The sequence below is a fragment of the Streptomyces sp. cmx-4-9 genome (genome assembly GCF_046548835.1).
GTDB lineage: Bacteria > Actinomycetota > Actinomycetes > Streptomycetales > Streptomycetaceae > Streptomyces.
Window position 1 is genome coordinate 78355 of sequence record NZ_JAEBEE010000001.1, and the last position, 25325, is coordinate 103679.

Annotated in this window: 27 protein-coding genes; 7 read left to right on the forward strand and 20 right to left on the reverse strand. The window is 72.7% G+C overall.

Annotated elements, in window-relative coordinates:
* Positions 1-71: 71 nt before the first annotated feature.
* On the reverse strand, positions 72-701 hold the full coding sequence (locus ACLJTM_RS00320) for a sigma-70 family RNA polymerase sigma factor (protein WP_411101315.1): 630 nt from the start codon (positions 699-701) through the stop codon (positions 72-74).
* Between the two features lie 448 nt (positions 702-1149).
* Complete coding sequence (locus ACLJTM_RS00325; protein WP_003948568.1) at positions 1150-1761, reverse strand: response regulator transcription factor; 612 nt, start codon at positions 1759-1761, stop codon at positions 1150-1152.
* Positions 1762-2149: 388 nt separating this feature from the next.
* On the opposite strand from ACLJTM_RS00325, the gene ACLJTM_RS00330 reads away from it, so the two are divergent.
* Entirely contained in the window at positions 2150-2476 is a 327-nt protein-coding gene (locus ACLJTM_RS00330) for a WhiB family transcriptional regulator (protein ID WP_411101316.1), read from the forward strand.
* Between the two features lie 175 nt (positions 2477-2651).
* On the opposite strand, the gene ACLJTM_RS00335 is transcribed toward ACLJTM_RS00330, so the two are convergent.
* On the reverse strand, positions 2652-3551 hold the full coding sequence (locus tag ACLJTM_RS00335) for a LysR family transcriptional regulator (RefSeq protein ID WP_411101317.1): 900 nt from the start codon (positions 3549-3551) through the stop codon (positions 2652-2654).
* A gap of 94 nt (positions 3552-3645) precedes the next feature.
* On the opposite strand from ACLJTM_RS00335, the gene ACLJTM_RS00340 reads away from it, so the two are divergent.
* The 3 genes from ACLJTM_RS00340 (at position 3646) to ACLJTM_RS00350 (ending at position 5918) form a co-directional block, all read left to right on the forward strand.
* Positions 3646-4332 carry an MOSC domain-containing protein gene (locus ACLJTM_RS00340; RefSeq protein ID WP_411102231.1) on the forward strand — a complete coding sequence of 229 codons (687 nt, stop codon included), beginning with the start codon at positions 3646-3648 and terminating at the stop codon, positions 4330-4332.
* A 31-nt stretch (positions 4333-4363) separates the two neighbouring features.
* Positions 4364-5137, forward strand: a complete 774-nt coding sequence (locus ACLJTM_RS00345) for an SDR family NAD(P)-dependent oxidoreductase (protein ID WP_411101318.1) — start codon at positions 4364-4366, stop codon at positions 5135-5137.
* Between the two features lie 73 nt (positions 5138-5210).
* A complete protein-coding gene (locus ACLJTM_RS00350; RefSeq protein WP_411101319.1) occupies positions 5211-5918 on the forward strand; it encodes an ester cyclase in 708 nt (235 codons plus the stop codon).
* A gap of 132 nt (positions 5919-6050) precedes the next feature.
* Here ACLJTM_RS00350 and groL read toward each other — a convergent pair whose 3' ends face one another.
* On the reverse strand, positions 6051-7679 hold the full coding sequence (gene groL, locus ACLJTM_RS00355) for a chaperonin GroEL (RefSeq protein ID WP_411101320.1): 1629 nt from the start codon (positions 7677-7679) through the stop codon (positions 6051-6053).
* Between the two features lie 133 nt (positions 7680-7812).
* On the reverse strand, positions 7813-8121 hold the full coding sequence (groES, locus tag ACLJTM_RS00360; RefSeq protein ID WP_030230757.1) for a co-chaperone GroES: 309 nt from the start codon (positions 8119-8121) through the stop codon (positions 7813-7815).
* A gap of 424 nt (positions 8122-8545) precedes the next feature.
* On the opposite strand from groES, the gene ACLJTM_RS00365 reads away from it, so the two are divergent.
* On the forward strand, positions 8546-9961 hold the full coding sequence (locus ACLJTM_RS00365; RefSeq protein WP_411101321.1) for an FtsW/RodA/SpoVE family cell cycle protein: 1416 nt from the start codon (positions 8546-8548) through the stop codon (positions 9959-9961).
* Here the strand turns inward: ACLJTM_RS00365 and ACLJTM_RS00370 are convergent.
* Both ACLJTM_RS00370 and ACLJTM_RS00375 read right to left on the reverse strand, forming a co-directional pair.
* A complete protein-coding gene (locus tag ACLJTM_RS00370; RefSeq protein WP_411101322.1) occupies positions 9958-10842 on the reverse strand; it encodes a polysaccharide deacetylase family protein in 885 nt (294 codons plus the stop codon). The two genes, ACLJTM_RS00365 and ACLJTM_RS00370, sit on opposite strands and share 4 nt — an antisense overlap.
* The gene (locus ACLJTM_RS00375; RefSeq protein ID WP_411101323.1) at positions 10839-11795 is read right to left on the reverse strand and encodes a polysaccharide deacetylase family protein; all 957 of its coding nucleotides are present in this window, start codon (positions 11793-11795) and stop codon (positions 10839-10841) included. Before ACLJTM_RS00375 ends, ACLJTM_RS00370 begins: the two co-directional genes overlap by 4 nt.
* Before the next feature lie 121 nt (positions 11796-11916).
* Here ACLJTM_RS00375 and ACLJTM_RS00380 point away from each other — a divergent pair, with 121 nt between their 5' ends.
* Positions 11917-13098 (forward strand): THUMP-like domain-containing protein, encoded by a 1182-nt coding sequence (locus ACLJTM_RS00380; protein WP_411101324.1) that lies wholly within the window; start codon positions 11917-11919, stop codon positions 13096-13098.
* Positions 13099-13170: 72 nt separating this feature from the next.
* Here the strand turns inward: ACLJTM_RS00380 and ACLJTM_RS00385 are convergent, their stop codons facing one another.
* The 5 genes from ACLJTM_RS00385 to tsaB form a co-directional block, all read right to left on the reverse strand.
* Entirely contained in the window at positions 13171-13794 is a 624-nt protein-coding gene (locus ACLJTM_RS00385; RefSeq protein WP_411101325.1) for a hypothetical protein, read from the reverse strand.
* Between the two features lie 64 nt (positions 13795-13858).
* The gene (locus ACLJTM_RS00390) at positions 13859-14131 is read right to left on the reverse strand and encodes a hypothetical protein (protein ID WP_411101326.1); all 273 of its coding nucleotides are present in this window, start codon (positions 14129-14131) and stop codon (positions 13859-13861) included.
* A complete protein-coding gene (gene tsaD / locus ACLJTM_RS00395; protein WP_411101327.1) occupies positions 14128-15309 on the reverse strand; it encodes a tRNA (adenosine(37)-N6)-threonylcarbamoyltransferase complex transferase subunit TsaD in 1182 nt (393 codons plus the stop codon). Before tsaD ends, ACLJTM_RS00390 begins: the two co-directional genes overlap by 4 nt.
* Positions 15302-15781, reverse strand: a complete 480-nt coding sequence (rimI, locus tag ACLJTM_RS00400) for a ribosomal protein S18-alanine N-acetyltransferase (protein ID WP_411102232.1) — start codon at positions 15779-15781, stop codon at positions 15302-15304. Before rimI ends, tsaD begins: the two co-directional genes overlap by 8 nt.
* A gap of 26 nt (positions 15782-15807) precedes the next feature.
* On the reverse strand, positions 15808-16470 hold the full coding sequence (gene tsaB, locus ACLJTM_RS00405) for a tRNA (adenosine(37)-N6)-threonylcarbamoyltransferase complex dimerization subunit type 1 TsaB (RefSeq protein WP_411101328.1): 663 nt from the start codon (positions 16468-16470) through the stop codon (positions 15808-15810).
* 135 nt (positions 16471-16605) lie between these two features.
* On the opposite strand from tsaB, the gene ACLJTM_RS00410 reads away from it, so the two are divergent.
* Positions 16606-17160 carry a hypothetical protein gene (locus ACLJTM_RS00410; RefSeq protein WP_411101329.1) on the forward strand — a complete coding sequence of 185 codons (555 nt, stop codon included), beginning with the start codon at positions 16606-16608 and terminating at the stop codon, positions 17158-17160.
* Between the two features lie 90 nt (positions 17161-17250).
* On the opposite strand, the gene ACLJTM_RS00415 is transcribed toward ACLJTM_RS00410, so the two are convergent.
* From ACLJTM_RS00415 to ACLJTM_RS00450, 8 genes are all read right to left on the reverse strand, one after another.
* Positions 17251-17436, reverse strand: coding sequence for a hypothetical protein (locus ACLJTM_RS00415; RefSeq protein WP_411101330.1), 186 nt, complete (start codon positions 17434-17436; stop codon positions 17251-17253).
* A gap of 112 nt (positions 17437-17548) precedes the next feature.
* On the reverse strand, positions 17549-18112 hold the full coding sequence (gene tsaE, locus ACLJTM_RS00420; RefSeq protein WP_411101331.1) for a tRNA (adenosine(37)-N6)-threonylcarbamoyltransferase complex ATPase subunit type 1 TsaE: 564 nt from the start codon (positions 18110-18112) through the stop codon (positions 17549-17551).
* Positions 18063-19244: an alpha/beta fold hydrolase gene (locus ACLJTM_RS00425; RefSeq protein WP_411101332.1), complete on the reverse strand. Its 1182-nt coding sequence runs from the start codon at positions 19242-19244 to the stop codon at positions 18063-18065. Before ACLJTM_RS00425 ends, tsaE begins: the two co-directional genes overlap by 50 nt.
* Before the next feature lie 17 nt (positions 19245-19261).
* On the reverse strand, positions 19262-20398 hold the full coding sequence (gene alr / locus ACLJTM_RS00430; RefSeq protein ID WP_411101333.1) for an alanine racemase: 1137 nt from the start codon (positions 20396-20398) through the stop codon (positions 19262-19264).
* Positions 20399-20453: 55 nt separating this feature from the next.
* A complete protein-coding gene (locus tag ACLJTM_RS00435; protein ID WP_411101334.1) occupies positions 20454-21872 on the reverse strand; it encodes an NAD(P)H-hydrate dehydratase in 1419 nt (472 codons plus the stop codon).
* A gap of 25 nt (positions 21873-21897) precedes the next feature.
* Entirely contained in the window at positions 21898-22269 is a 372-nt protein-coding gene (locus ACLJTM_RS00440) for a holo-ACP synthase (protein WP_411101335.1), read from the reverse strand.
* A gap of 14 nt (positions 22270-22283) precedes the next feature.
* Positions 22284-24131: a glutamine--fructose-6-phosphate transaminase (isomerizing) gene (glmS, locus tag ACLJTM_RS00445; protein WP_411101336.1), complete on the reverse strand. Its 1848-nt coding sequence runs from the start codon at positions 24129-24131 to the stop codon at positions 22284-22286.
* A 117-nt stretch (positions 24132-24248) separates the two neighbouring features.
* Positions 24249-25022 carry a sensor domain-containing protein gene (locus ACLJTM_RS00450; RefSeq protein WP_411101337.1) on the reverse strand — a complete coding sequence of 258 codons (774 nt, stop codon included), beginning with the start codon at positions 25020-25022 and terminating at the stop codon, positions 24249-24251.
* Between the last annotated feature and the right edge of the window lie 303 nt (positions 25023-25325).

Here is a 25325-nt window from a genome sequence, read left to right on the forward strand (position 1 = left end):
TCCTACGAGGCATTCCGCTGTACGGAGCAGTGCGGGGCCCGCTCCGGCGAACCGGGCGGCCGCCGGTCCGGCTACTGCTCGGCGAGCGCCCTGAGCCGGCTGAGCGCCCGGTGCTGGGCCACCCGCACGGCCCCCGGGGACATCCCGAGCATCTGCCCGGTCTCCTCCGCGGTCAGGCCGACGGCGACCCGCAGCACGAGGAGCTCGCGCTGGTTCTCCGGGAGGTTCGCCAGCAGCTTCTTGGCCCAGGCGGCGTCGCTGCTGAGCAGCGCCCGCTCCTCCGGGCCGAGGGAGTCGTCGGGCCGCTCGGGCATCTCGTCGGAGGGCACGGCGGTGCTGCCGGGGTGCCGCATGGCGGCCCGCTGCAGGTCGGCGACCTTGTGGGCGGCGATGGCGAAGACGAAGGCCTCGAACGGCCGGCCGGTGTCGCGGTAGCGCGGCAGGGCCATCAGCACCGCGACGCAGACCTCCTGCGCCAGGTCCTCGACGAAGTGGCGGGCATCACCGGGCAGGCGGGAGAGCCGGGTCCGGCAGTAGCGGATGGCCAGCGGGTGCACGAAGGCCAGCAGGTCGTGCGTGGCCTGTTCATCGCCCTCCACGGCCCGCCGCACGAGCGCGCTGACGGGTCCGCCACCGCCGCCTCCGGCGGCGCCGGTGGGGCCTGTGGCCGGGGGTGACCCCAGGGCCTCGTCGTCGCGCATCAATCCATGGTGCCTTGACGCCGGAGCTTCCGCGCCGCCGTGGTCCGCGTTGTGCATCGAAGCGTTATGAGCGGGTGCACCGGAACTCATGTCGTGCGCCCTCCCCTCCCGCTCGGCCGAATAGTCCCCGAGGACTCCACATCTCCAAGAATGCGGCACACCCTCAAGGATGCGGCATCGCGCACGAAGCGACACGTCCCCCGGATTGTGCCCCGTCAATCCCCGGGTGCGCACCGGGTACGACGGGAACGCCGGGTCCGAGGGCACGGGACCGCGCCCGCCGCAGGGGGCCGGGCGCGCGCCGCCTGCGGGCCGGGGCGCCGCCGGGACGGCCCCGGCGGCGTCCGGTGGGGACGCCTGGCGCCCCGTCCGCTGCGGACGGACGGGACCGCTCGGCAGCCGGCCGCCGGCCGTACGGTCCGCTCGGGACCGGGCCGGGGCCCCGGGCTCAGCGGACCAGGCCCCAGCGGAAGCCGAGGGCCACGGCGTGCGCCCGGTCGGACGCGCCCAGCTTCTTGAACAGCCGGCGGGCGTGGGTCTTGACCGTGTCCTCGGAGAGGAAGAGCTCGCGCCCGATCTCCGCGTTGGACCGGCCGTGGCTCATGCCTTCCAGCACCTGGATCTCGCGCGCGGTGAGCGTGGGCGCGGCGCCCATCTCGGCCGAACGGAGCCGGCGCGGGGCCAGTCGCCAGGTGGGGTCGGCGAGGGCCTGGGTGACCGTGGCCCGCAGTTCGGCGCGCGAGGCGTCCTTGTGCAGGTAGCCGCGGGCGCCGGCGGCGACCGCGAGGGCCACGCCGTCCAGGTCCTCGGCGACCGTCAGCATGATGATGCGGGCGCCGGGGTCGGCCGAGAGGAGCCGGCGGACCGTCTCGACACCGCCGAGCCCGGGCATCCGGACATCCATCAGAATGAGGTCGGAGCGGTCGGCACCCCAGCGGCGGAGGACTTCCTCGCCGTTGGCAGCCGTCGTCACACGCTCGACGCCGGGCACGGTGGCAACCGCGCGACGGAGCGCCTCTCGGGCAAGCGGGGAGTCGTCGCAGACGAGGACGGATGTCATGACCGCCCTCCGCAGCTGCTGATGCGCGTCACCTTGAGCCTCCAGGCTGGTACGTATCGTCACCTGTGCGGTCGATGCCCCCGGACATCTGTCCGAGAACTTCTTCGTTCAACCGCCTTCGCACTCTCAACGATGGTCACTCGAAAGAGTTACGGGTCCGATGGGCACCTTCGGCACTCTACGTGAGGAAGCGATCACGACGCGGACGCCACCAGCCGCGTGTCCTCCATCTGGAGCTATGCCCTATTTGGCGGCTTTCCTTCCGTTTGCCATGTGTCTGAGGCTAGATTCCCAATGAGTCATATTTACATCTACTACGACAGTAGGTGTGGAGACCTTGGAGACATGGACCGTATCCGCCTCAGTACCGGCACCAAGAGGACTACCAATGGCAGATTTCTCCCGCCTCCCCGGACCCAACGCCGACCTCTGGGACTGGCAGCTGCTGGCCGCCTGCCGAGGAGTCGACAGCTCCCTCTTCTTCCACCCGGAGGGCGAGCGGGGTGCGGCCAGGAGCGCGCGCGAGGCCTCGGCTAAAGAGGTCTGCATGCGATGCCCGGTGCGCGCGGAATGCGCCGCGCACGCACTCGCCGTCCGGGAGCCCTACGGGGTGTGGGGCGGCCTCACCGAGGACGAACGCGAGGAACTGATGGGCCGCGCACGCCACCGCCTGATCCCCGCATCGAGCACGATCGGACCGATCACTCCGCACTGAGACCCGCCGGAAACGTCCGAAGGAACGTTTCTTCACGCGCGCTCCGCCCCGGGCGGCCGGCCACCGCCCCCGCCCGGGCGCCCGGCGTACGCAAACCGTCGGCGTACGCAAACCGCAGGCCACGCGCCGCCGGTGCACCGTCCGGACGGCGCCCGCCGGCGCCGCCGCGGCGGTGTCAGCGCGCCGCGGCCCGTTCCAGTTCGGCCAGGGTCGCGGCCACCGCCGGCACGCGGGCCAGGTCGGGCAGGGTCAGCGCCACCACCTCCCGCTCGACGGCCGGCTCCACCACGAGGGTGCTCACGCCCTTGGCGCGTACGGACTCCACCGCGAGCTCCGGCAGCACCGCGACGCCCAGCCCCGCGCCGACCAGCCCCACCACTGCGGGGTAGTCGTCGGTGGCGAAGTCGATGCGCGGGGTGAACCCCGCCTCCTCGCACACCTCGACCAGATGGCGGCGGCAGCGCGGGCAGCCCGCGATCCAGGGCTCCTGCGCCAGCTCCGCCATCTCCACCCGTTCGGCCCCGGCCAGCGGATGGCCCTCGGGGACCAGCCCGACGAGGCGGTCGGTCAGCAGCGGCCGCACCACCAGGTCCTCCCACTCGGCGGCGGACCCGGAGGCGCCGCCGTAGCGGAAGGCCAGCGCCAGGTCGCAGTCGCCCTCGCGCAGCATCTCCACCGAGCGCGGCGGCTCGGCCTCGACCAGCGAGATCCGGGTCCCCGGGTGCTCGGCGCGCATTGCCGCGAGCGCGGTCGGCACGAGCGTGGAGCTGCCGCTGGGGAAGGAGACCAGCCGGACCCGGCCCGCGCGGAGCCCGGCGATGGCCGCGACCTCCTCCTCGGCGGCGGTCAGCCCGGCCAGGATTCCGGCGGCGTGGCGGACCAGCGCCTCACCCGCCTGGGTCAGCCGCATCTCGCGGCCGGTGCGGATCAGCAGCGGGGTGCCCGCCGACTGCTCCAGCGCCTTCATCTGCTGCGAGACGGCGGGCTGGGTGCAGCCGAGCTCACGGGCCGCGGCGGAGAAGGAACCGGTCCCGGCGACAGCGCGCAGAACCCGGAGATGACGTGCCTCGATCACCCGTTGAGCATAAGGCCTGCTTTGACTGCCGCCTCCATAACCGCGTGACCCTTTGGGAGGGCTCGGCTAGCGTGTCCCCATGACCTCGGGCCCCATGCACCTGATCTCCGTGAACACCGGCCGCGCCAGACCCGTCGACCAGGCCGATCCCGACAGTGCGCGCACCGGCATCGGCAAGCGGCCCGTCGCCGGCCCGGTCCGCGTCCTCGCCCCCGGCCCCCAGGACAGCGGCCTGGGCAGTGGCCTGGAGGGCGACGCCGTGTGCGACCGCCGCCACCACGGCGGCGACCACCAGGCGGTGTACGCGTACGCCCGCGAGGACCTCGACCGGTGGGAGGCCGAGCTGGGCCGTGAGCTGCCCGCCGGCCTCTTCGGCGAGAACTTCACGACCTCCGGCATCGACCTGAACACGGCGCGCCTCGGCGACCGCTGGCAGGTCGGGGCCGACCTGGTCCTGGAGGTGGCCTCCGCCCGCATCCCCTGCCAGACCTTCCAGAAGGCCCTCGGCGAGCCCGGCTGGGTACGGCGGTTCACGGCCGGGGCCCGGCCGGGCGCGTACCTCCGGGTGATCCGGCCGGGCTCGGTCTCGCCCGGCGATCCCATCGAGATCGTCCACCGGCCGGACCACGAGGTGACGGTGCAGCTCTGGTTCCGGGCCTTCACCACCGAGCGCTCCCTGCTCCCGCAGACGCTCGCAGCGGGTGCGGCGATGGAGCCGAAGGCCCACCAGACCGTGCGCCAGTACCTGGAGAAGTACGGTGTGAAGTCCGGGGCGCAGTAGCGCCGGCGGCCGGGGAAGCTAGGTTGCGCCTATGACGACTGCGTTGATTACGGGATCCACGGCGGGCATCGGCGCCGCTTTCGCCCGGCGGCTCGCCGCCCAGGGGCACAATGTGGTGCTGGTGGCGCGCGATACGAAGCGCCTCGGCGAACAGGCCACCGAGCTGCACGACCGGCACGGCATCGAGGCCGAGGTACTGGCCGCGGACCTCTCCACCGAGGAGGGGATCACCGCGGTGGAGAAACGCCTCGGGGACCGCACGCACCCGGTGGACCTGCTGGTCAACAACGCCGGTTTCGGCAACAAGGGGCGCTACCTCGAAGTCCCGATGGCCGACGAGCTCACCATGCTGAAGGTGCACGTCGAGGCGGTGCTGCGGCTGACCTCGGCGGCCACCTCCTCGATGCGTGAGCGCGGCCGCGGCGGAGTGATCAACGTGGCCTCGGTGGCCGCCTTCGTGCCGCGCGGCACGTACGGGGCGAGCAAGGCCTGGGTCGTGCAGTTCACCCAGGGGGCGGCCAAGGACCTGGCGGGTTCCGGCGTACGGCTGATGGCGCTGTGCCCGGGCTTCGTGCGGACGGAGTTCCACGAGCGCGCGGGCATGGGCACCGACAACATCCCGGGCTGGCTCTGGCTGGACGCCGACAAACTGGTGGCCTCGGCGCTGGCGGACCTGGCACGCGGCAAGACGGTGTCGATCCCGGACCCGCGGTACAAGGCGCTGATGGGCGTGGTGAAGCTGACGCCGCGCGGTCTGCTGGGCGGGGTGTCCTCCCGGACGGGCCGCAAGTACGGGCCCCAGTGACTCACCGGTAAGACGCCCGACCGGATGATACCTCCCTAAAATGGACATGTCCCATCCACCGGGAGGCGACGCCATGACATTCGTCCAGGTGATCGACTACGAAACCCTGCGGTTCGACGAGATGAACGCGCTCATCGACCGCTACACGGAGCAGTCCAGCGGCCGGCGCACGGTCGGCCACACCATGATCGGCAGGGACCGGGAAGCCCGGAACCACTACGTCGACTTCGTCGAATTCCCCTCGTACGAGGAGGCCATGAAGAACTCTCAGCTCCCCGAGACGGACCGGATGTTCCAGGAGATGGTGTCCCTCTGCGAGGGCATGCCCCGGTTCATGAACCTCGACGTGGTCCGCGACGAGCACATGAACAAGCGCACCGTGGACCGGGTCTTCGACGAGATCCTGATGAGCGGCGACTTCACGGTGATGGCGGAGTGCTTCGCGGCCGACTACACGGGCCACGACATCATGGACGCCGAGGGGCGGGGCCACGACCGCGACGGGCAGCAGCGCACGATCGCGATGTGGCGCGACGCGTTCGACTTCACCTTCGACCGGACCCGCCAGATCGCCGAAGGGGACTGCGTCACCACGCTCTGGGACTGGAAGGGCACCCAGAAGGGCGCGTTCCTGGGGGTGCCGTCCGGGGGCGGCGAATTCACCATGTCCGGCTGTACGACCTTCCGCTGCGAAAACGGCCTGATCGCGGAGGGCTGGTGGTACTACGACGCCCCCGGCCTGATGCGGCAGATGGGCCTGACGGACCCGCTGCCCGGCTGATGCCGGCCGCAGACGGGGAAGGCCCCGGTCACCCCCGCTGAGCAGCGGTGACCGGGGCCTTCCCCTACGCCGGACGCCGGACGCCGGACATCAGGCGTGAAACGTCAGGCGCGGGACGTCAGGTGTGGGACGTCAGTGGCTGTGGCCGTGACCGTGGCCGTGACCGGCGTCGCCCTCTTCCTCCGCCGGCTTCTCGACGACCAGGGTCTCGGTCGTGAGCAGCAGGGAGGCGATGGAGGCGGCGTTCTCCAGCGCGGAACGGGTGACCTTCACCGGGTCGATGACGCCGGCCTTGACCAGGTCGCCGTACTCGCCGGTGGCGGCGTTGAAGCCCTGGCCCTTGTCGAGCTCGGCGACCTTCGCGGTGATGACGTAGCCCTCGAGGCCGGCGTTCTCCGCGATCCAGCGCAGCGGCTCGACGGCGGCGCGGCGCACGACCGCGACACCGGTGGCCTCGTCGCCGGCCAGGCCGAGGTTGCCCTCCAGGACCTTGACGGCGTGGACGAGCGCGGAGCCACCGCCGGAGACGATGCCCTCCTCGACCGCGGCGCGGGTCGCCGAGATGGCGTCCTCAAGGCGGTGCTTCTTCTCCTTGAGCTCCACCTCGGTGGCGGCGCCGACCTTGATGACGCAGACGCCGCCGGCGAGCTTCGCCAGGCGCTCCTGCAGCTTCTCGCGGTCCCAGTCCGAGTCGGTGGACTCGATCTCGGCCTTGATCTGGTTGACGCGGCCGACGACCTCTTCGGAGCTGCCGCCACCGTCGACGATGGTGGTGTCGTCCTTGGAGATGGTCACGCGGCGCGCGGTGCCCAGTACGTCCAGGCCGGCCTGGTCGAGCTTGAGGCCGACCTCCTCGGCGATGACGGTGGCACCGGTGAGGGTGGCCATGTCCTGGAGCATCGCCTTGCGGCGGTCACCGAAGCCGGGGGCCTTGACGGCGACCGCGTTGAAGGTGCCGCGGATCTTGTTGACGACGAGGGTGGAGAGCGCCTCGCCCTCGACGTCCTCGGCGATGATCAGCAGGGGCTTGGAGGCGCCGGCCTGGATGACCTTCTCCAGCAGCGGCAGGAGGTCCTGGATCGAGGAGATCTTGCCCTGGTTGATCAGGATGTACGGGTCGTCGAGGACGGCCTCCATACGCTCCTGGTCGGAGACCATGTACGGCGAGAGGTAGCCCTTGTCGAAGGCCATGCCCTCGGTGAACTCCAGCTCCAGGCCGAAGGTGTTGGACTCCTCGACGGTGATGACACCGTCCTTGCCGACCTTGTCCATCGCCTCGGCGATGAGCTCGCCGACCTGCTGGTCCTGCGCGGAGAGCGCGGCCACGGCGGCGATGTCGGACTTGTCGTCGATCGGGCGGGCGGTCGCGAGGAGCTCCTCGGACACGGCCTTGACCGCGGCGTCGATGCCCTTCTTCAGGGCGGCCGGGGAGGCACCCGCGGCGACGTTGCGCAGACCCTCGCGGACCAGCGCCTGGGCCAGCACGGTGGCGGTGGTGGTGCCGTCGCCCGCGATGTCGTTGGTCTTGGTCGCCACCTCCTTCACGAGCTGCGCGCCCAGGTTCTCGTACGGGTCGTCCAGCTCGACCTCGCGAGCGATGGTGACACCGTCGTTCGTGATGGTGGGAGCGCCGAACTTCTTGTCGATGACGACGTTGCGGCCGCGGGGGCCGATCGTCACCTTGACCGTGTCGGCAAGCTTGTTGACGCCGCGCTCAAGGGCGCGACGGGCGTCTTCGTCGAACTTCAGAATCTTCGGCATGGGAGCGGTTCAGTCCTCTCGTTGCGATCGGCCGCTCACCGCGACCGCCACCGCCTGGAACGAACTACGCCCCTCGCCGCCCGGCATCAGCAGGGTGACCAGGGGCGCAGCTCAAATCAAAACTTGAAGCGAATTACTTCTCGACGATCGCGAGCACGTCGCGAGCCGAGAGGACGAGGTACTCCTCGCCGCTGTACTTCACTTCGGTGCCGCCGTACTTGCTGTACAGCACGATGTCACCGACGCTGACGTCCAGCGGGAGACGCTGGCCGTCCTCGAAGCGACCCGGGCCCACCGCAAGGACGACGCCCTCCTGGGGCTTCTCCTTCGCGGTGTCCGGGATGACCAGGCCAGAGGCCGTGGTCTGCTCGGCGTCGAGCGGCTGGACCACAATGCGGTCCTCGAGCGGCTTGATGGCAACCTTGGAGCTGGCGGTCGTCACGATCCGACCTCCCCCTTCGGAGATCCGGGGTTAACTGTCTGAGGTGGCGACCAGGTCGATCCGTCGTCGCGGGTGCCGGACCTGCCTGTCGCTGTGTTGGCACTCACCCGGGGTGAGTGCCAGGTGCGACACTATTCCGGCGATTAGCACTCGGTCAAGCGGAGTGCCAATTCTCGCCCCCGGGGGTGTCGCCGGCGGGGCCCCGGCGGACCGGCAGGAACCATGGGGAGGGCGCCATCGTCGTAGATGATATGAAGATAAAACGCCTCATTGCCGAGCAGATCGGACCCGAGCCGACTGCGAGCCCGAGCGCCCCGCACACCGCGGGCGCACCGGCAGCGGCCCCGCCCGAGGCGTCACCCCCGACACCGGCCCCACCGGCGTCACCTCGCCCCGCCACCCCCTCCCCCGCGGCCGGCATCCCGTGCGCGGACTGAGGCCCCTCACACCGGCCGGAACCCGCCGCCGGACCGAAGCGCTGCTGCTCCTCTTCGTCGTCGCCATCGCCGTGTTCGGGCACGTGTGCGCCGGCCTGGCGAGGAACGGGGAGCTGCCCGCCAACCTCACCGGCTTCACCCTCAGCCTGAGCCTGCTGTCCCTGGTGGGGCACCTGGGCGTACGCCGGTTCGCGGCCTACGCGGACCCGCTGGTCCTGCCGCTGGCCATGCTGCTCACCGGACTCGGGCTGGTGCTGCTGCACCGCCTCGACCAGGGCTACATCGAGCGCTACCACTCGGACGCCAACGCCCCCGGCCAGCTGGTGTGGACGGTGGTCGGGGTCGCCGCCTGCCTGCTGGTGCTGGCGCTGCTGCGCGATCACCGGCTGCTCCAGCGGTTCATCTACCTCACCATGGCGGTCGCGCTGGTGCTGCTGATCGCACCGGCCTTCTTCGGCGCGGACACGTACGGCGCGAAGCGCTGGATCAAGCTCTTCGGCTTCTCACTCCAGCCCGGCGAGTTCGTGAAGATCATGATCGCGGTCTTCTTCGCCGGATACCTGGTCGTCCACCGGGACTCGCTCGCCCTGACGGGCCGCAGGTTCCTCGGCATACGCCTGCCGCCGATGCGCCAGCTCGGGCCGATCGTCACGGTGTGGATCGTGTCCATGCTGGTCCTGGTCTTCGAACGCGACCTCGGCACCTCGCTGATCTTCTTCGGCGTCTTCGTGGTCATGCTCTACGTCGCCACGGAGCGCACCGGCTGGATCGTGTGCGGCCTGGTGATGGCCTCCCTGGGCGCGTTCGTCGTCGGATCGACGGAGCCGCACGTCAAGGCACGCGTCGCCGCCTGGCTCAACCCCCTCTCGTACTACTGGGAGCACCGGCCCCCGGGGGTGACCTCGGACCAGTCGGCGCAGGCGCTCTTCAGCTTCGGCACCGGCGGCGTGTCCGGCACCGGGCTGGGCCTGGGCCACCCGGAACTGATCGCCTTCGCCGGGCGCAGCGACTTCATCCTGACGACGGTGGGCGAGGAACTCGGCCTGGCCGGGGTGATGGCCGTACTCCTGCTGTACGCCCTCCTCGTCCAGCGGGGGCTGCGGATGGCCCTCGGGGCCCGCGACCCCTTCGGCAAGCTCCTGGCGGTGGGCCTGGCCGCGGCGCTGGCCCTCCAGGTCTTCGTGGTCGCGGGCGGCGTGACGGGCCTGATCCCCCTGACCGGCAAGGCCCTGCCGTTCCTGGCGAAGGGCGGCTCGTCCCTGCTGGCCAACTGGATCATGATCGCGCTCCTCCTGCGCATCAGCGACAGCGCGGAACGCCGGCGCGAGGCGGATGCGCGGGGTCCGGCGGAGACGGTGGTGGGGGCTCTGGGCGCCCGCGAGCCGAGTCCCCCGCCGCCCTAGACCCAGTCCTCCAGACGCCCTATCCGGTAGCCCTGTTCCTGGATCCGCTGCAGCATCCGGGTCGTCATCTGGACCTCTGTCGCGCCCTTGAGCTCCGACGGGCCCCGGAAGTGGGCCAGGACGATGTCGCCCGGTGTGAGGGCGGAGCCCTCGGCGTACTGGAAGTTGTTGATCTGCATCGACACCCGCCACAGGACCACGGACGAGACCCCGCACTCCGAGGCGGCCCGGAGGGTGTCGTCGTTGTAGTTGCCGAAGGGCGGGCGGAAGAGCGGCGGGCGCCGGCCGAAGCGCTTTTCCAGGCGGTCCTGCTGGCCGCATATCTCGTGCTTCTGCGCAGCGAACGGCAGCGTGCGCAGGTTCGGGTGGGTCAGCGTGTGGTTGTTGACCGTGCTGGCCGAGCCGTTGTCGCGGAGCTTCTCGAAGTGCCCGTAGTCGGAGGAGGCCACGCTGTCCGTCAGGAACATGCTGATCGGCAGTTTGAGGTCGGCGGCCATCTTCAGGAACTCGGGGTCCTTCTCGGCGCCGTCGTCGAAGGTCAGGAAGACTATCTTCTCCTCGGCCGGGACGGGTATGCGGTCCACGACGCGGGCTCTGCCGGGGCCCGGTTCCGGGAGCGCCGGCTTCCGGGCGGGCCCGGGGGCGTACTGGAGGGGGGCGCTGAGCCCCCACTTGCGGTACGCCTCGTCCGAGGCGCCGCCGGGTGCCGGGCTCCCCGTCGCCGACGGAGCGGCCGGCGACGGGGTGGCGGTGGCCGGGGGCTGCGTCGTCCGGCGGCCCAGGCGTTCGGTCGGGTCCACGCCGTCCCCGCACCCCGTCAGGGACAGCGCGAGCGCGCCGGCGGCCAGGGTTGCGGCTGCCCACCGGCGCGCGTGCTTCACAGGTAGTCCTCCAGGCGGGCCACGGCGTACCCCTTGTCCGTGACGGTCTTCATGACATGACGGATCATGTCAGGCATGGTGCCCTTCCAGTCCTCGCGCCCCCGGAAATGCGTGAGGATGATGTCACCGGGGTGCAGGTCGCGGTCCCATTCCCGGTAGTCCATGCGGTTGGTGAACGCCTCGGCGTTCCACAGGGGGACCGCCTTGATGCCGCAGGACTTGGCTGCGAGCAGCGTGTCCTGGTTGTAGTTGCCGTACGGGGGGCGGAAGAGGGTCGGCCGCTTGCCGAACTGCTTCTGGATGGTGTCCTGCTGGCCGCAGATCTCCTCGCGCTGCTTCTCGTACGACAGCGCCGGCATGTAGCGGTGGTTCAGCGTGTGGTTGTTCAGGGTGACGCCCGCGGCCTGCATCCCCTTGAAGTACGGGTAGTTGTCGCGGATGAGGTAGTCGCTGAGGAAGGCCGTGTAGGGGATCTTCAGTTCCTGCATCATCGTGACGAACTCGGGGTCCTTCTCCGCGCCGTCGTCGATGGTGAGGAAGACGACCTTGTCCTCGGTGGGGACGGTGGTGAAGACCGGGGGCAGTTCGTCGCCGTCCTCGACCTCGAAGCCGTCGCGGGTGGTGATGTGCGCCTTCTCCTTGGGAGCGGGAGGGGCGGCGAGCGGCGGCTTGGCCAGGCGCCACTTCTTCGCGGCGGCGATGCGCGCCTGCTGGGCCGCCTTCATCCGTTCGGCCTGGCTGACCTGGGCTCCGCCGGCGCCGGGCGCGTCGGTGCCCTTGCCCGCTTTGCTCTTCTCCGGCTTGTCCGGCGTTCCGGACTCCGCGGAGCCGCACGCCGTGCCGAGGGCGGCGACGAGCACCGCGGCCAGCGCCACCCCGAACCGGCCGCGCGGACGCGCCGCACGCCGGTGACCCAACTGCGTCTTATGTTCCGTTTGTCGGACTAGCTGCATAGCTGGGCATCCTGGCACCGGACGCGCCGACTCCCCGCCAGACACCGCGAGCGGACGTGCACCTTCCTCCGGCTGGCCCACACCGGCCCACCCGGCCGGCCCGTCGCCGACAATGGAGGGCGTGACCCCCGAAGACTTCGCCGCCCTCCTCACCCCGGAGGGCCGCTCCCTCCTCGACTCGCTCCGCGACCACGACCCCGCCCAGGAGCTCGCCCTCGCCACCCGGCTGCGCCGCCGGCACCCCGCCGGGCTGGTCTCCGCCGCGCTCGGGCAGGCCCGGCTGCGGCAGCGGGCGGTGGCCAAGTTCGGTGCGCAGGACGCCCACCGGATGTTCTTCACCCCCGGCGGCGGCGAGATGGCCACCCGGGCCTCGGTGGCCTCGTACCGGGCGGGGCGGCTCGCGGCCCTCGGCGTGCGCAGCCTCGCCGACCTGTGCTGCGGCATCGGCGGGGACGCTCTGGCCTTGGCGCGGCTGGGCATCCGGGTGCTGGCGGTGGACCACGACCCGCTGACGGTCGCCGTCGCGCGGGCCAATGCGCAGGCGCTGGGGCTCGCGGACCTGATCGAGGTCCGGGAGGCGGATGTGACGCAGGTGGACGTGTCCGCGTACGACGCCGTCTTCATCGACCCGGCCCGGCGCGGCGGGCGCGGCCGGATCTTCGACCCGGAGTCCTACTCGCCTCCCCTGTCGTGGGCCGTGGCCACGGCCCGTGCGGCCCCGTACGCCGCCGTGAAGATCGCCCCGGGCATCCCGCACGAGGCCGTGCCCCCGGAGGCCGAGGCCGAGTGGATCTCCGACCAGGGGGACGTCAAGGAGGCCGTGCTCTGGTTCGGCACCGCCCCCGGGACCGTGCGCGCCACCCTGCTGCCCGGGCCGCGCGCCCTGGAGACCGCCGCGCCCCTGCCCGATCCGCCGGCCGGGCCGGTGGGCCGCTACCTGTACGAGCCCGACGGCGCGGTGATCCGCGCCCATCTGGTGGCGGAGGTCGCCGAGCAGCTGGAGGGCCGGCTCATCGACCCCACCATCGCCTACGTGACCGCCGACGAGCTGCGGGCGACCCCGTACGCGACCCCGTACGAGATCACCGACGTGCTGCCGTTCGGCCTGAAGAGGCTGAAGGCGCTGCTGCGCGAGCGCGGGGTCGGCGTGCTGACGGTGAAGAAGCGGGGTTCGGCGATCGAGCCGGAGGAGCTGCGCCGCAAGGTCAAACCGCAGGGGCCGCATTCCGCGACGGTGTTCCTGACCCGGGTGGCGGGTGCTCCGTCGATGCTGATCGGCTTCCCGGTGCCGCCGGCTGCCTAGTGCTGTGGCCGGGGAGCTCCACCGGGTCGCGGCGCCCGGGCCGCGCGGCCTGCCGCGCCGGGCGCCGGGGGGTCAGCCCCGGCGCGGGGCGCGGAAGGCGCGTACGGCCCAGCGGTAGTGCACGCCCGCCTTGCCGAGGCCGAGCAGCCCGGTGATCCACAGGATCATGCCGAGGCCCATGCAGTACGCGACCTCGCCGTAGGTCTCCTGGCCCGGCCGGGCGGACACCGCGACCCCGAAGGTGACCCAGAGCCCGGCCACCCCCACCAGGAACGAGGCGAGCAGCCAGGTCAGGCTCCGTCCGGGGGCGCGCACCTGGCGGTCGGTCACCGGGTCGCGGGTGGTCTCGGCCCAGGCGCACAGCAGCCGGTGCACCTGGCGGTCGCGCCGGGCGCCCCAGGCGAACCAGAAGGCGGCGGGGACCAGGACGCCGGCGCCGAGGGCGACGAAGACGATGCCGAGGACGAAGGCGACGGGGTCGCCCTCCTCGAAGGCCATGAGGCCCATGCCGACGAAGGACCAGCCGAGGGCGAAGACCGCGGAGACGGCCCACAGCAGCAGCAGCCGTCCGAGCCCGAGGCTGCGCCGGCCCAGGTCGAGCAGGAACCGTGCACGGTCGTCGCGGACGGCCGTCTCGTCCAGCCAGGCACGCAGGTGCGCGGGGGGAGGCGGGGGCGGCAGGTCACGGCGAGGCATGAACATGACCATAGCGGCACCGGGTCCAGACGCGGTCGAGGCCCCCGGCGCCCGGTGGTTGCGCTCAGCCCCCGTCCACCCCGGCCGACTCGAAGCGCCAGCGGTGCACCGCCCGCGTGATCAAGTCGGCTGCGGGCTCCGGGAGTTCGGGCAGATCCGCACCGATGCCCTCGGCGGCCTCCCACCAGGTGATCACGAGCACCCGGTCCTGCGGGGCCCGGAACACCTCGCGGCGCACCGGTTCCCGGGCGAGGACCTGGGCGCGGGCCCACTCCAGCAGTTCGTTGCCCCTGCCGTCGGCGGCCCGGGCCTCCCACATCAGCGCGACGGTGCTCACGAGTACAGGTTGTCCTTGCTCAGCTCGTGCAGGTGGTCGTGGCCGTGGTCGTGTGCACCGCCGTGGCCGTGGCCGTGGCCGTGGCCGTGCGCACCGCCGTGGTCGTGGGCGTGGTCGTGGTCCCCGGTGGTGGCGGTGCCCGGCACGTGCGGGTCCGTCACCGGCAGCGAGGAGTCCGCGGACAGGTCCCAGTCCGAGGCCGGCCGGTTCCGCTTGACCATCTCGGCGCCCAGGGCCGCCACCATCGCACCGTTGTCCGTGCACAGCTTGGGCCGCGGTACGCGCAGCACGATCCCGGCGGCGTCGCAGCGCTCCTGCGCGAGCGCGCGCAGCCGCGAGTTGGCGGCCACACCGCCGCCGATCATCAGGTGGTCGACGCCCTCGTCCTTGCAGGCCCGTACGGCCTTGCGGGTCAGCACGTCCACCACGGCCTCCTGGAAGGACGCGGCCACGTCGCGGACGGGCACGTCCTCGCCCGCCTTCCGCTTGGCCTCGATCCAGCGGGCGACGGCCGTCTTCAGCCCGGAGAAGGAGAAGTCGTACGCCGCGTCGCGCGGCCCGGTGAGCCCGCGCGGGAAGCTGATCGCCTTCGGGTCGCCCTCGCGCGCGAGGCGGTCGATGACGGGGCCGCCGGGGAAGCCCAGCTGGAGCACGCGGGCGATCTTGTCGAAGGCCTCGCCCGCGGCGTCGTCGATGGTCGCGCCGAGCGGCCGGACGTCGGAGGTGATGTCCGGGGCCAGCAGCAGCGAGGAGTGCCCGCCGGACACCAGCAGGGCCATCGTCGGCTCCGGCAGCGGCCCGTGCTCCAGCTGGTCCACGCAGATGTGCGAGGCCAGGTGGTTGACGCCGTACAGCGGCTTGCCGAGGGCGTACGCGTACGCCTTGGCCGCCGAGACGCCCACCAGCAGGGCGCCGGCGAGGCCGGGGCCCGCGGTGACCGCGATGCCGTCGAGGTCGCGGGCGCTGACCCCGGCCTCCTTCAGGGCGCGCTCGATGGTGGGCACCATCGCCTCCAGGTGGGCGCGGGAGGCCACCTCGGGGACGACGCCGCCGAAGCGGGCGTGCTCGTCGACGCTGGAGGCGATGGCGTCCGCGAGCAGGGTGGTGCCCCGGACGACGCCGACGCCGGTCTCGTCGCAGGACGTCTCGATGCCGAGGACCAGCGGTTCGTCAGCCATTGCTCTCACTGCTCTCAGTTCGTGCTTGTGCGGGGTCGGTCAGTCGCATCACGAGCGCGTCGACGTTGCCGGGCTGGTAGTAGCCGCGCCGGAAGCCGATGGGCTCGAAACCGAAGCGTTCGTAGAGCTTCTGGGCGCGGGCGTTGTCCACCCGCACCTCCAGCAGCACCTCGGCGCATTCGAAGGCGGTGGCGGCGCGCAGCAGGTCGGTCAGGAGCCGCGCGCCGAGCCCGGTCCCCCACTGGTCGCGGGCGGCCGCGATGGTCTGTACGTCGGCCAGGTCCCCGGCGGCGGCCAGCCCGGCGTAGCCCACCAGGCGGCCCGAGGGGTCCTCGGCGACGACGTACCTGCGGGTGGCGCGCGGGCCGCGGGCGCGGGCCAGTTCGGACCAGAACATGCCGGCGGACCAGGCGTCGTCGGGGAAGAGCTCGTGTTCCAGTTCCAGCACCGGTGCGATGTCCCACCAGCGCATCTCGCGCAGCACGGTGCTCACGCCGGTCACTGGGGGGTGACCACCTTGTAGTTCTTGGGGACCTGCGCGTCGGGCCGGCGCAGGTAGAGCGGGACGGGCGGCAGGAAGGGCTCCCCGGCGGCCAGGCGCTGCGCGGCGAGGCCGGCCAGGGCTGCGGCCGACTGGTGCTCGGGGGCGCGCGCGTCCGGGAAGACCTCCGGGTACAGGAAGGCGCCCTGGCCGACCGCGGGCAGGTCGGCGACCTGTTCGGCGATGTCGGCCGGGCGGTCCACGGCGGGTTCGCCGACCCGGGTCAGCGGGTCCTCGTACCGGGCCCAGTAGACCTCCTTGCGCCGGGCGTCGGTGGCCACGGTGAAGGGGCCCTCGATCCCGGCGGCGCCGGCGGCGTACGCGAGGCCGTCCAGGGTGCACAGGCCGTGCACGGGAACGCCGAGCACGGCGGCGAAAGTGGAGGCGGTGACCAGGCCGACGCGGAGCCCGGTGTAGGGGCCGGGACCGACCCCGACGACGATCCCGGTGACGGAGGCGAGCTTCAGTCCGGCCTCGGCGAGCACGGCGTCGACGGAGGGCAGCAGGAGCTCCCCGTGGCGGCGGGCGTCGACCTGGTTCGACTCGGCGAGGACGGACTCGCCGTCGTGCAGGGCGACGGTGACGGCGGGCGTGGCGGTATCTACAGCGAGCAGGAGCACGCGAACAGCCTACGACTCCCGGCAGCGGTGGCCTTGCGGCCGGGCAGCGGGCAGCCCGGCTGCTACCTTTCGACCGAGGTCGACAAATGGCAACCGGTCGGTGCGCAGACCGGTCAGCGCGGAGGGTGGAGCAAGGTGGCAAGCAGCAGCTCGGGAATCGTGGCCGGGCTCACCGCCGCGGCGATCGCCGTCGTGGGCTTCCTCGGCTACCAGGCTTCGGCGAGCGCCCCCGCGCGGCCGGCGACCGCGGCGGAGCAGCCGGCGCCCGTCCAGAGCCAGGCCCCGGCCAAGCAGGACCCGGCCAAGCCGGCGGCCGTCCCGGCCGACTCGGGTACCGGCCCGCGCGTCGTGTACTCCGTGGGCCAGAAGCGGGTGTGGCTGGTGACGGAGGCGGGGCAGGAGCCGAAGTCCTTCGCGGTGATGCCGAGCACGGTGCACCCGAAGCCCGGCAGCTACGCGGTCACCTCGCGCTCGGGTGCGGTCACCGGGTCCGACGGGGTGCCGATCGAGCACGTCGTGCGCTTCGCCAGTCCGGACGGGGTGGTGATCGGTTTCAGTGCCCGGGTGGACGGCGCGATGCCGGAGCCCGACCCGGGCAAGAAGACCGGCGGCATCCGGATGTCGCGTGCGGACGGTGACGCGATGTGGGCGTTCGCCACGATCAACGCGAAGGTCGTCGTCGTCCCTTGACCTGACGCCCCGCCCGCCCCTTTCACCCGTTCGCGGGACACGGGAAGCAGGCCCCCGGTGTGCGCCGGGGTGCGGCCCTCCCGCCCCGCTTCAGGCCGCTTCGGATTCCGGAGCGGCCTGCTGCGTGTCCTCGGCCGGGTCCTGTCCGCCGGACGCGCGGGCGTTCGGGGGCGGGGTGGAGACGGCGGTGGCGGCGCGGCCGGCGGCGAGCAGTGCCCGCATCGACACGGCGGACGGCCGGGGGTGGTGGCGCGGTGCTCCTGCGGGTGCCGACATGGTTCCTCCTGGACCGGGGAGCCGACTTAGGCATACCTAAGAAACTCTCGGTACCATGTCACCACGCGCCGCGCCACCAGCGCAATATCTTGCCGACCTCTTGTCGGTACGTTTATTGCGGGAGGGCCCCGGCCAGCGCTTCCAGCCCCGCTCCGGCGCTCCAGCGCGCCCCGACTCCGCGCAGCGAGACCCGGCGTACGTCGTCCAGCACCTCCTCGTGGCCGACCGCCCGGGCGATCACCACGTGGAGCCGGTCGTCGGAGAGCTCCTCCACCTTGCCGTCGCCCCACTCGACGACGACCACGGACTCCGGCAGCGAGACGTCGAGGTCCAGGTCCTCCATCTCGTCGAGCCCGCCCAGCCGGTAGGCGTCCACGTGGACCAGCGGCGGCCCGTCGGCCAGTGAGGGGTGGACGCGGGCGATCACGAAGGTCGGCGAGGTCACGGCCCCGCGCACGCCCAGGCCTTCGCCCAGGCCGCGGGTCAGCGTGGTTTTGCCCGCACCCAGCTCCCCGGTCAGCAGCACCAGGTCCCCGGGCCGCAGCAGGCCGGCCAGCCGGCGGCCGAGCTCCTGCATCGCGTCCGGGGAGCCGATGGTGATCACGGTCTCGGCGGAGGAACCGGCCTCAGACTCCAGGACCGGGCTGCGCCGTGCTTCCAGCGGTACTTCTTCCATGCCCGCCAACGTTAGTCGCTGCGGGGACCGCCCCGGTGCGCGCCAGCAGCGCGGTCAGCAGCCCGGTCACGGTCTCCGGCTGCTCCAGCATCATCAGGTGCCCGGCGCCTTCCAGGACGGCCAGTTCGGCGCCCGGCAGCTCCCGCTTGATGGCCTCGCTGTGCGCGAGCGGGGTGATCATGTCCCGGCTCCCGGCGATGACGGTGACGGGGATGTCCGCGAACCGCTGGAGCGCCACGGACTTGTCGTGGATCTGGAACGCCGGATAGAACTCGGCGACCACGTCGATCGGGGTGGCCTCGATGAGCCGCTCCGCGAAGCGCGCGACCGCCGGGTCCACGTCCCGGGAGCCGAACGAGTACAGCTTGATCATGCCGGCGAACAGGTCGGCGGTGGCGCGGCGGCCCTTCTCCACCAGCTCCACCTGGGACCCGAGGGCTTTCAGCACGCCGGGCAGGATTCTGCGGACGGCGCCGACACCCAGGGCTGGGAGACCGTAGGTGACGTCGCCGAGTCCGCCGCTGGAGGTGCCGACCAGGGCCACCCCGACGACGCGCTCGCGCACGGTCTCGGGGAACTGCTCGGCAAATCCCATGATGGTCATACCGCCCATCGAGTGACCCACCAGGATCAGCGGCCCCTCGGGCGCGGCCGCGTCCACCACGGCCTTCAGGTCGCGGCCGAGCTGCTCGATGGTCACCGGCTCGCCGCCGGCCTGCGCCACGCCGCGGGCGCTGCGGCCGTGGCTGCGCTGGTCCCAGTACACCGTGCGGACGACCCCGCGCAGGGCCGCCCGCTGGAAGTGCCAGGAGTCCTGGCCGAGGCAGTAGCCGTGGCAGAAGACGACGGTGGCCGGGGCCGCGGACCTGCGCCGCATGCGGCGCTTGGCGGCGGCGTCGCCGGGCAGCTCGTCGACCTCGTAGTAGAGCTCGGTGGCGTCCTCGGCCCGGCAGGTGCCCTCGGTGCCGCGCAGGGACCCGTAGTCGCCGGTGGCGTCGAGGGCCAGGCGCGCCTTGCGCCGCATGCCGCGTCCCACGGTGATCCGCTCGACCGTCACGCCGGCCGCGGCGCCGGCCGCCAGCACGCCGATGGCGGCACCGGCCCAGCCTGCCTTGCGCCAGTTCTCACCCACGCCGCCCTCACTCCGCGTCAGCGGCCCAGGTACACCCGGGGCACGCGCCCTCCGATACGGGTGACGATCTCATACGCGATCGTGCCCGCCGCCTCGGCCCAGTCCTCGGCGGTGGGTTCGCCGCGCCCGGCGTCCCCGAAGATCACCGCCTCGTCGCCGGCCCGGGCGGGGCCGTCCCCCAAGTCGACCACGAACTGGTCCATGGCGACGCGCCCGGCAACGCGGTGCACGGTGCCGCCGATGAGGACGGGGCCCCGCCCGGAGGCGTGCCGCGGGATGCCGTCGGCGTACCCGGCCGGCACCAGGGCGAGCTGCGTGCCGGTCTCCGTGACGTGGTGGTGGCCGTAGCTCACGCCGTGCCCGGCGGGCACGGACTTGACCAGGGCCAGGGAGGCCTTGAGGGCCATCGCGGGACGCAGGCCCAGCTGGGCCGGGGTGCCGAGTTCGGGCGCGGGCGACACGCCGTAGACGGCGATCCCGCAGCGCACCAGGTCGAAGTGGGATTCCGGGAGGGTGAGCGTGGCCGGCGAGTTGGCGATGTGCCGGACCTCGGGGTCGAGGCCCTCCTTCTCGGCGTACGCGAGCATCTCGCGGAAGGCGGTGAGCTGCAGCTGGATGGAGGGGTGGCCGGGCTCGTCCGCGCAGGCGAAGTGCGACCAGAGGCCGGTGACCTCGACGGTGCCCTCGGCCTGCGCGGCGACGGCCGCGCCCACCAGCTCGGCCCAGTCGGCGGGCTGGCAGCCGTTGCGGCCGAGGCCGGTGTCGGCCTTGAGCTGGATGCGCGCGGGGCGGCCCGCGGCGCGGGCGGCGGCCCGCACCTCCTCCAGGGCCCACAGCCCGCTGACGGAGACGTCGAGATCGGCTTCGACGGCTTCCCGCCAGGGCCCGCCGGGGGTCCACAGCCAGCACATGATCCGGCCGCCGATCCCGGCGGCGCGCAGCGCGAGCGCCTCTTCGGGCGTGGCCGTCCCGAGCCACTCGGCGCCGGCCTCCCGGGCGGCCACGGCGCAGGGCAGCGCCCCGTGCCCGTAGGCGTTCGCCTTGACCACGGCCATCAGGGCGGCCCGGGGTGCCCGCGCGCGCAGTGCGCGTACGTTCTCCCGCACGGCGTCAAGGTCGATCTCGGCGTACACGCGCGTCGGTGTCTCGTTCATCGCCCACAGTCTCTCAGACCCCGCTCAGGGCCCGTGAAACCGCACGGCCGCGCCCTCAGGGGGCGGCGGCGTCGCGCCAGGCCGCGGGGAGGGCTTCGGCGACCTCGTGGGCCAGGACCGGCCCGCCCGCGCCGGAGCCGGACGCGCGGCGGCCGGCCAGGCCGTGCAGGTACGCGCCGACCGCGCCGGCGTCGGGCCCCGACAGGCCCGCCGCCAGCAGGGAGCCGGCGAGCCCCGACAGCACGTCCCCGCTGCCGGCCGTGGCCAGCCAGGGGGTCCCCGTCGGGTTGACCCGCACCGGCCCCTCCCCGGCGGGGGCGACCAGCGTCGTCGAGCCCTTCAGCAGGACCGTCGCCCCGTACCGCTGCGCCAGCGAGCGCGCCGCGGTGAGCCGCCCCGCCTCCACCGCCTCCCGCGCCACCTCCAGCAGCGCCGCGGCCTCACCGGCGTGCGGGGTCAGCAGGGTCGGTGCGGAGCGCTCCCGCAGCACCGCCGGGTCCAGGCCGCGCAGCCCGTCCGCGTCGACCAGCACCGGCACGTCCTGGGCCAGCAGCCCGGCGACCTCACCGGTACGGTCCTCCCCGAGCCCCGGTCCGGCCACCCAGGCCTGGACCCGGCCCGGCCCGATCAGCGTCTCGGGGTACCGGGCGAGGACCGCCTCGGCCGCCGGCCCCACGTAGCGCACCGCCCCCGCGCCGCCGCGCAGCGCCCCGGCCACGGCCAGCACCGCGGCTCCCGGGTACTGCCGGGACCCGGCGAGGACGCCGACGACGCCCCGGCGGTACTTGTCGCTGGCGGCGGCCGGCTGCGGCAGCAGCCGCGCCACATCGGCGTGCTGGAGGGCCTCCACGTCCGGGACGGGCAGCTCCAGGCCGATGTCCACCAGGTGCACCGCCCCGGCGCGGGAGGCCCCCGGGTCGACGAGCAGCCCGGGCTTGTACGCCCCGAAGGCGACCGTCACGTCGGCGGACACGGCGGGCCCCGCCACCTCGCCGGTGTCGGCGTCCACCCCGCTGGGCAGGTCCACGGCGACGACGGGCACCCCGGGCGGGACCTGCCCGGCCAGCTCTGCCGCGGCCGGCCGCAGCCCGCCCCGGCCGCCGATCCCGAGCAGCCCGTCCACCACCAGGTCGAGCCGTCCCGGCACGTCCCGCTCCACCCGGCCGCCGGCGGCCCGCAGCGCGGCCAGCCCGCCCGGGTGGAGGCGCTCGGGGTCCATCGGCACGGCCGTGACGCCGGCTCCGCGCCGGGCCAGGCGCGCGCCGGCGTACAGCGCGTCCCCGCCGTTGTCCCCCGGCCCCACCAGCAGGGCGACCCGCGCCCCGTACACCCGGCCGCGGCGCCGGGTCAGCAGCCCGGTGCAGACGGCGGCCAGCCCGGCCGCCGCCCGCTGCATCAGGGCGCCTTCGGGCAGCCGGGCCATCAGCTCCCGCTCGGCGGCCCGTACGGTCTCCACGCTGTAAGCAGTACGCATGGCACCAGCCTGCCCCACCGTGCGGCTATCCCTCGGCGATCACCACGGCGGATGCGACGCCCGCGTCGTGGCTGAGCGAGATGTGCCAGGACCGCACGCCCAGCGCGAGGGCCCGCGCCTCGACGGTCCCGGACACCCGCAGCCTCGGCTGCCCGGTCTCCTCGACGTAGACCTCGGCGTCGGTCCACAGCATCCCGCCGGGCGCGCCGAGGGCCTTCGCCAGGGCCTCCTTGGCCGCGAACCGGGCGGCGAGCGAGGCGATTCCGCGCCGCTCGCCGCTCGGCAGCATCAGCTCGGAGTCGACGAACAGCCGCCCGGCCAGGTGCGGGGTCCGCTCCAGCGCCGCGGCGAACCGCTCGATCTCGGCCACGTCGATCCCCACGCCGATAATCCCCATGAACCCGCCCTACCTCACTCCACCGTCACCGACTTCGCGAGGTTACGCGGCTGGTCCACCTCGTTGCCGCGCGCCGTCGCCAGCTCGCAGGCGAACACCTGCAGCGGCACCGTCGCCACCAGCGGCTGGAGCAGCGTCGGGGTCGCCGGGATGCGGATCAGGTGGTCGGCGTAGGGGACGACCGCCTCGTCGCCCTCCTCCGCGATCACGATGGTGCGCGCCCCGCGGGCCCGGATCTCCTGGATGTTCGACACGATCTTGTCGTGCAGTACCGACCGGCCGCGCGGGGACGGCACGACGACCACCACCGGCAGGTCCTCCTCGATCAGCGCGATCGGGCCGTGCTTGAGCTCGCCGGCCGCGAAGCCCTCGGCGTGCATGTACGCCAGCTCCTTGAGCTTGAGCGCGCCCTCCAGGGCCACCGGGTAGCCGACGTGGCGACCCAGGAACAGCACGGTGTCCTTGTCGGCCAGCGAGCGCGCGAGCGCCCGTACCGGCTCCATGGTCTCCAGGACCGTGTCCACGGCCGCGGCGATGTCCGACAGCTCCCGGATCACCGCGTCGATCTCGTCGCCCCACTTGGTGCCGCGGATCTGCCCGAGGTAGAGGGCGACGAGGTAGCAGGCCACCAGCTGCGTCAGGAACGCCTTGGTGGAGGCGACGGCGACCTCGGGTCCGGCGTGGGTGTACAGCACGGCGTCGGACTCGCGCGGGATCGTCGACCCGTTGGTGTTGCAGACGGCCAGCACCTTGGCCCCCTGCTCGCGGGCGTGCCGCAGCGCCATCAGGGTGTCCATGGTCTCGCCGGACTGGGAGATCGCGACGACCAGGGTCCGCTGGTCGAGGATCGGGTCGCGGTAGCGGAACTCGCTGGCCAGTTCCGTCTCGCAGGGGATGCGGGTCCAGTGCTCGATGGCCAGCTTCGCGATCATGCCCGCGTGGTAGGCGGTGCCGCACGCCACGATGACGACCTTGTCGACCTCGCGGAGCACCGAGTCGGGGATGCGCACCTCGTCGAGGGAGAGGGTGCCGTTCGCGTCGATCCGGCCCAGGAGGGTGTCGGCGACGGCCTTCGGCTGCTCGGCGATCTCCTTGAGCATGAAGTAGTCGTAGCCGCCCTTCTCCGCGGCCGAGGCGTCCCAGTCCACGTGGTAGGCCCGCACGCTTGCGGCCGTGCCGTCGAAGTTGGTCACCGTGACCCCTTCGCGGCGCAGTTCGACGACCTGGTCCTGGCCCAGTTCGATCGCCGAGCGGGTGTGCGCGATGAAGGCGGCCACGTCCGAGGCGAGGAAGTTCTCGCCTTCGCCGACGCCCACCACCAGGGGCGAGTTGCGGCGGGCGCCGACCACCACGTCCGGCTCGTCGGCGTGCACGGCGACGAGCGTGAAGGCGCCCTCCAGGAGCCGGCACACCCGCCGCATGGCCTCGGGCAGGTCCCCGGTCGCGGTGAACTGCTCCGCCAGCAGGTGGGCGACGACCTCGGTGTCGGTCTCGGACTCCAGGCGGTGGCCGCGCTCGGCGAGTTCGGTGCGCAGGGCGGCGAAGTTCTCGATGATGCCGTTGTGGACGACGGCCACCCGGCAGGAGTTGTCCAGGTGGGGGTGGGCGTTGACGTCGGTGGGCCCGCCGTGGGTCGCCCACCGGGTGTGCCCGAGTCCCGTCGAGCCGGCCGGCAGGGGCCGACCGACCAGTTCCTTTTCCAGATTGACGAGTTTGCCGGCCTTCTTGACGGAGCTGAGTTCCCCGTCGGCGAGCACGGCGACCCCGGCCGAGTCGTAGCCGCGGTACTCCAGCCGCTTGAGTCCGGCGATGACCACATCGAGCGCCGACTGCGCTCCCACGTAACCCACAATTCCGCACATAGGCGGCAGGGTACGCCGTGACGGGTCGTCTGCCCGGTACCTGAACCAGACGAAAACCCCGCCCCGGCGCGTGCGCCGGGGCGGGGTCGACATCGGGTGAGGCAGGTGCGCCCGGACTCAGCCGAGCTTCTTGACCTGGGCCTCGATCAGGGTCTTCGGGGAGACCGCCTGGCCGGCCAGGCTGATGGAGGCGAAGGAGGCCACCGTGTCGGCCTTGCGCACCAGGGTCAGCAGGACGGTGGACTTGTCGCCGTCCTCCAGGTCCAGGGTGAGGGTGAGGCTGACGGCCTCGTCGCCCAGGGAGACGGCCTCGCCCGGCTTGACGCTCTCGAACTTGGTGCTGTCCTTGCCGTCGGTGACGGTGAAACCGCCCGCGCAGGCCTGGCCGGCCGTCTTCACGGACGCCAGCGCCTCCGCGGCGCCCTTGCCGTCGTACGAGGACAGACCGGTCAGCGTGGTGGTGATGCTGAAGGCGTTCTTGATCGCCTCCAGCTTCTCCTCCTCGGACGCGTTCGGGGCGGCCTCCTTCGGCTTGGCGCCCAGGGCGGTGTTGGCGACACCGGTCGGCGCGCCGACCTTCTGCTGGCCCATCACGTCGAGCAGGACCTTGCACTCGGGCTTGTCGGCGGTCCCCGTCTGGCCGGCGGCCGCGGTCTTCTTCGCCGCGTCCTTCGCCTCGATGTACTCGGGCGCCTCGGCCTGCGTGATCAGCAGCGGGGCCAGCTCCGCGTCCGTCTTGCCCTTCGCGGCGGGCGCCGCCGAGGTGGCCGCGCCGGACGGCTTGGCGTCCGCCTTGGTGTCGGCCTTGTCGGAGCCGCAGGCGGTCGCGAGGAGGGTCAGGGACACCGCGGAGGCGGTCAGGACGGAACGGCGGACAAGAGCGGAACGCACGAAGGATCTCCCCCAGTAAGCACACGGAAAGTCAGCGCAGCCCGATGGACGGCCCGGGAAGGGCGTCGGCTGCGGTGATCGACAATGTACGGGGCCTGCTGATCATCTGTTCGATGTTTTCCGGTCCAGGTCACCGATTGTGACCGTGGCGATATCCGCGCTGCCCCCAATCGAGACCCGCCCCGCCACAACCCCGCCGCCGCAGGGCCTCCGGCAGGCTTCCGGGCCCCGCTCACCCGTGCGACTCCCTGCACACGTGACCGACCCCACCACCCACAAAGGCCCCCGAGCCCCGACAATGGC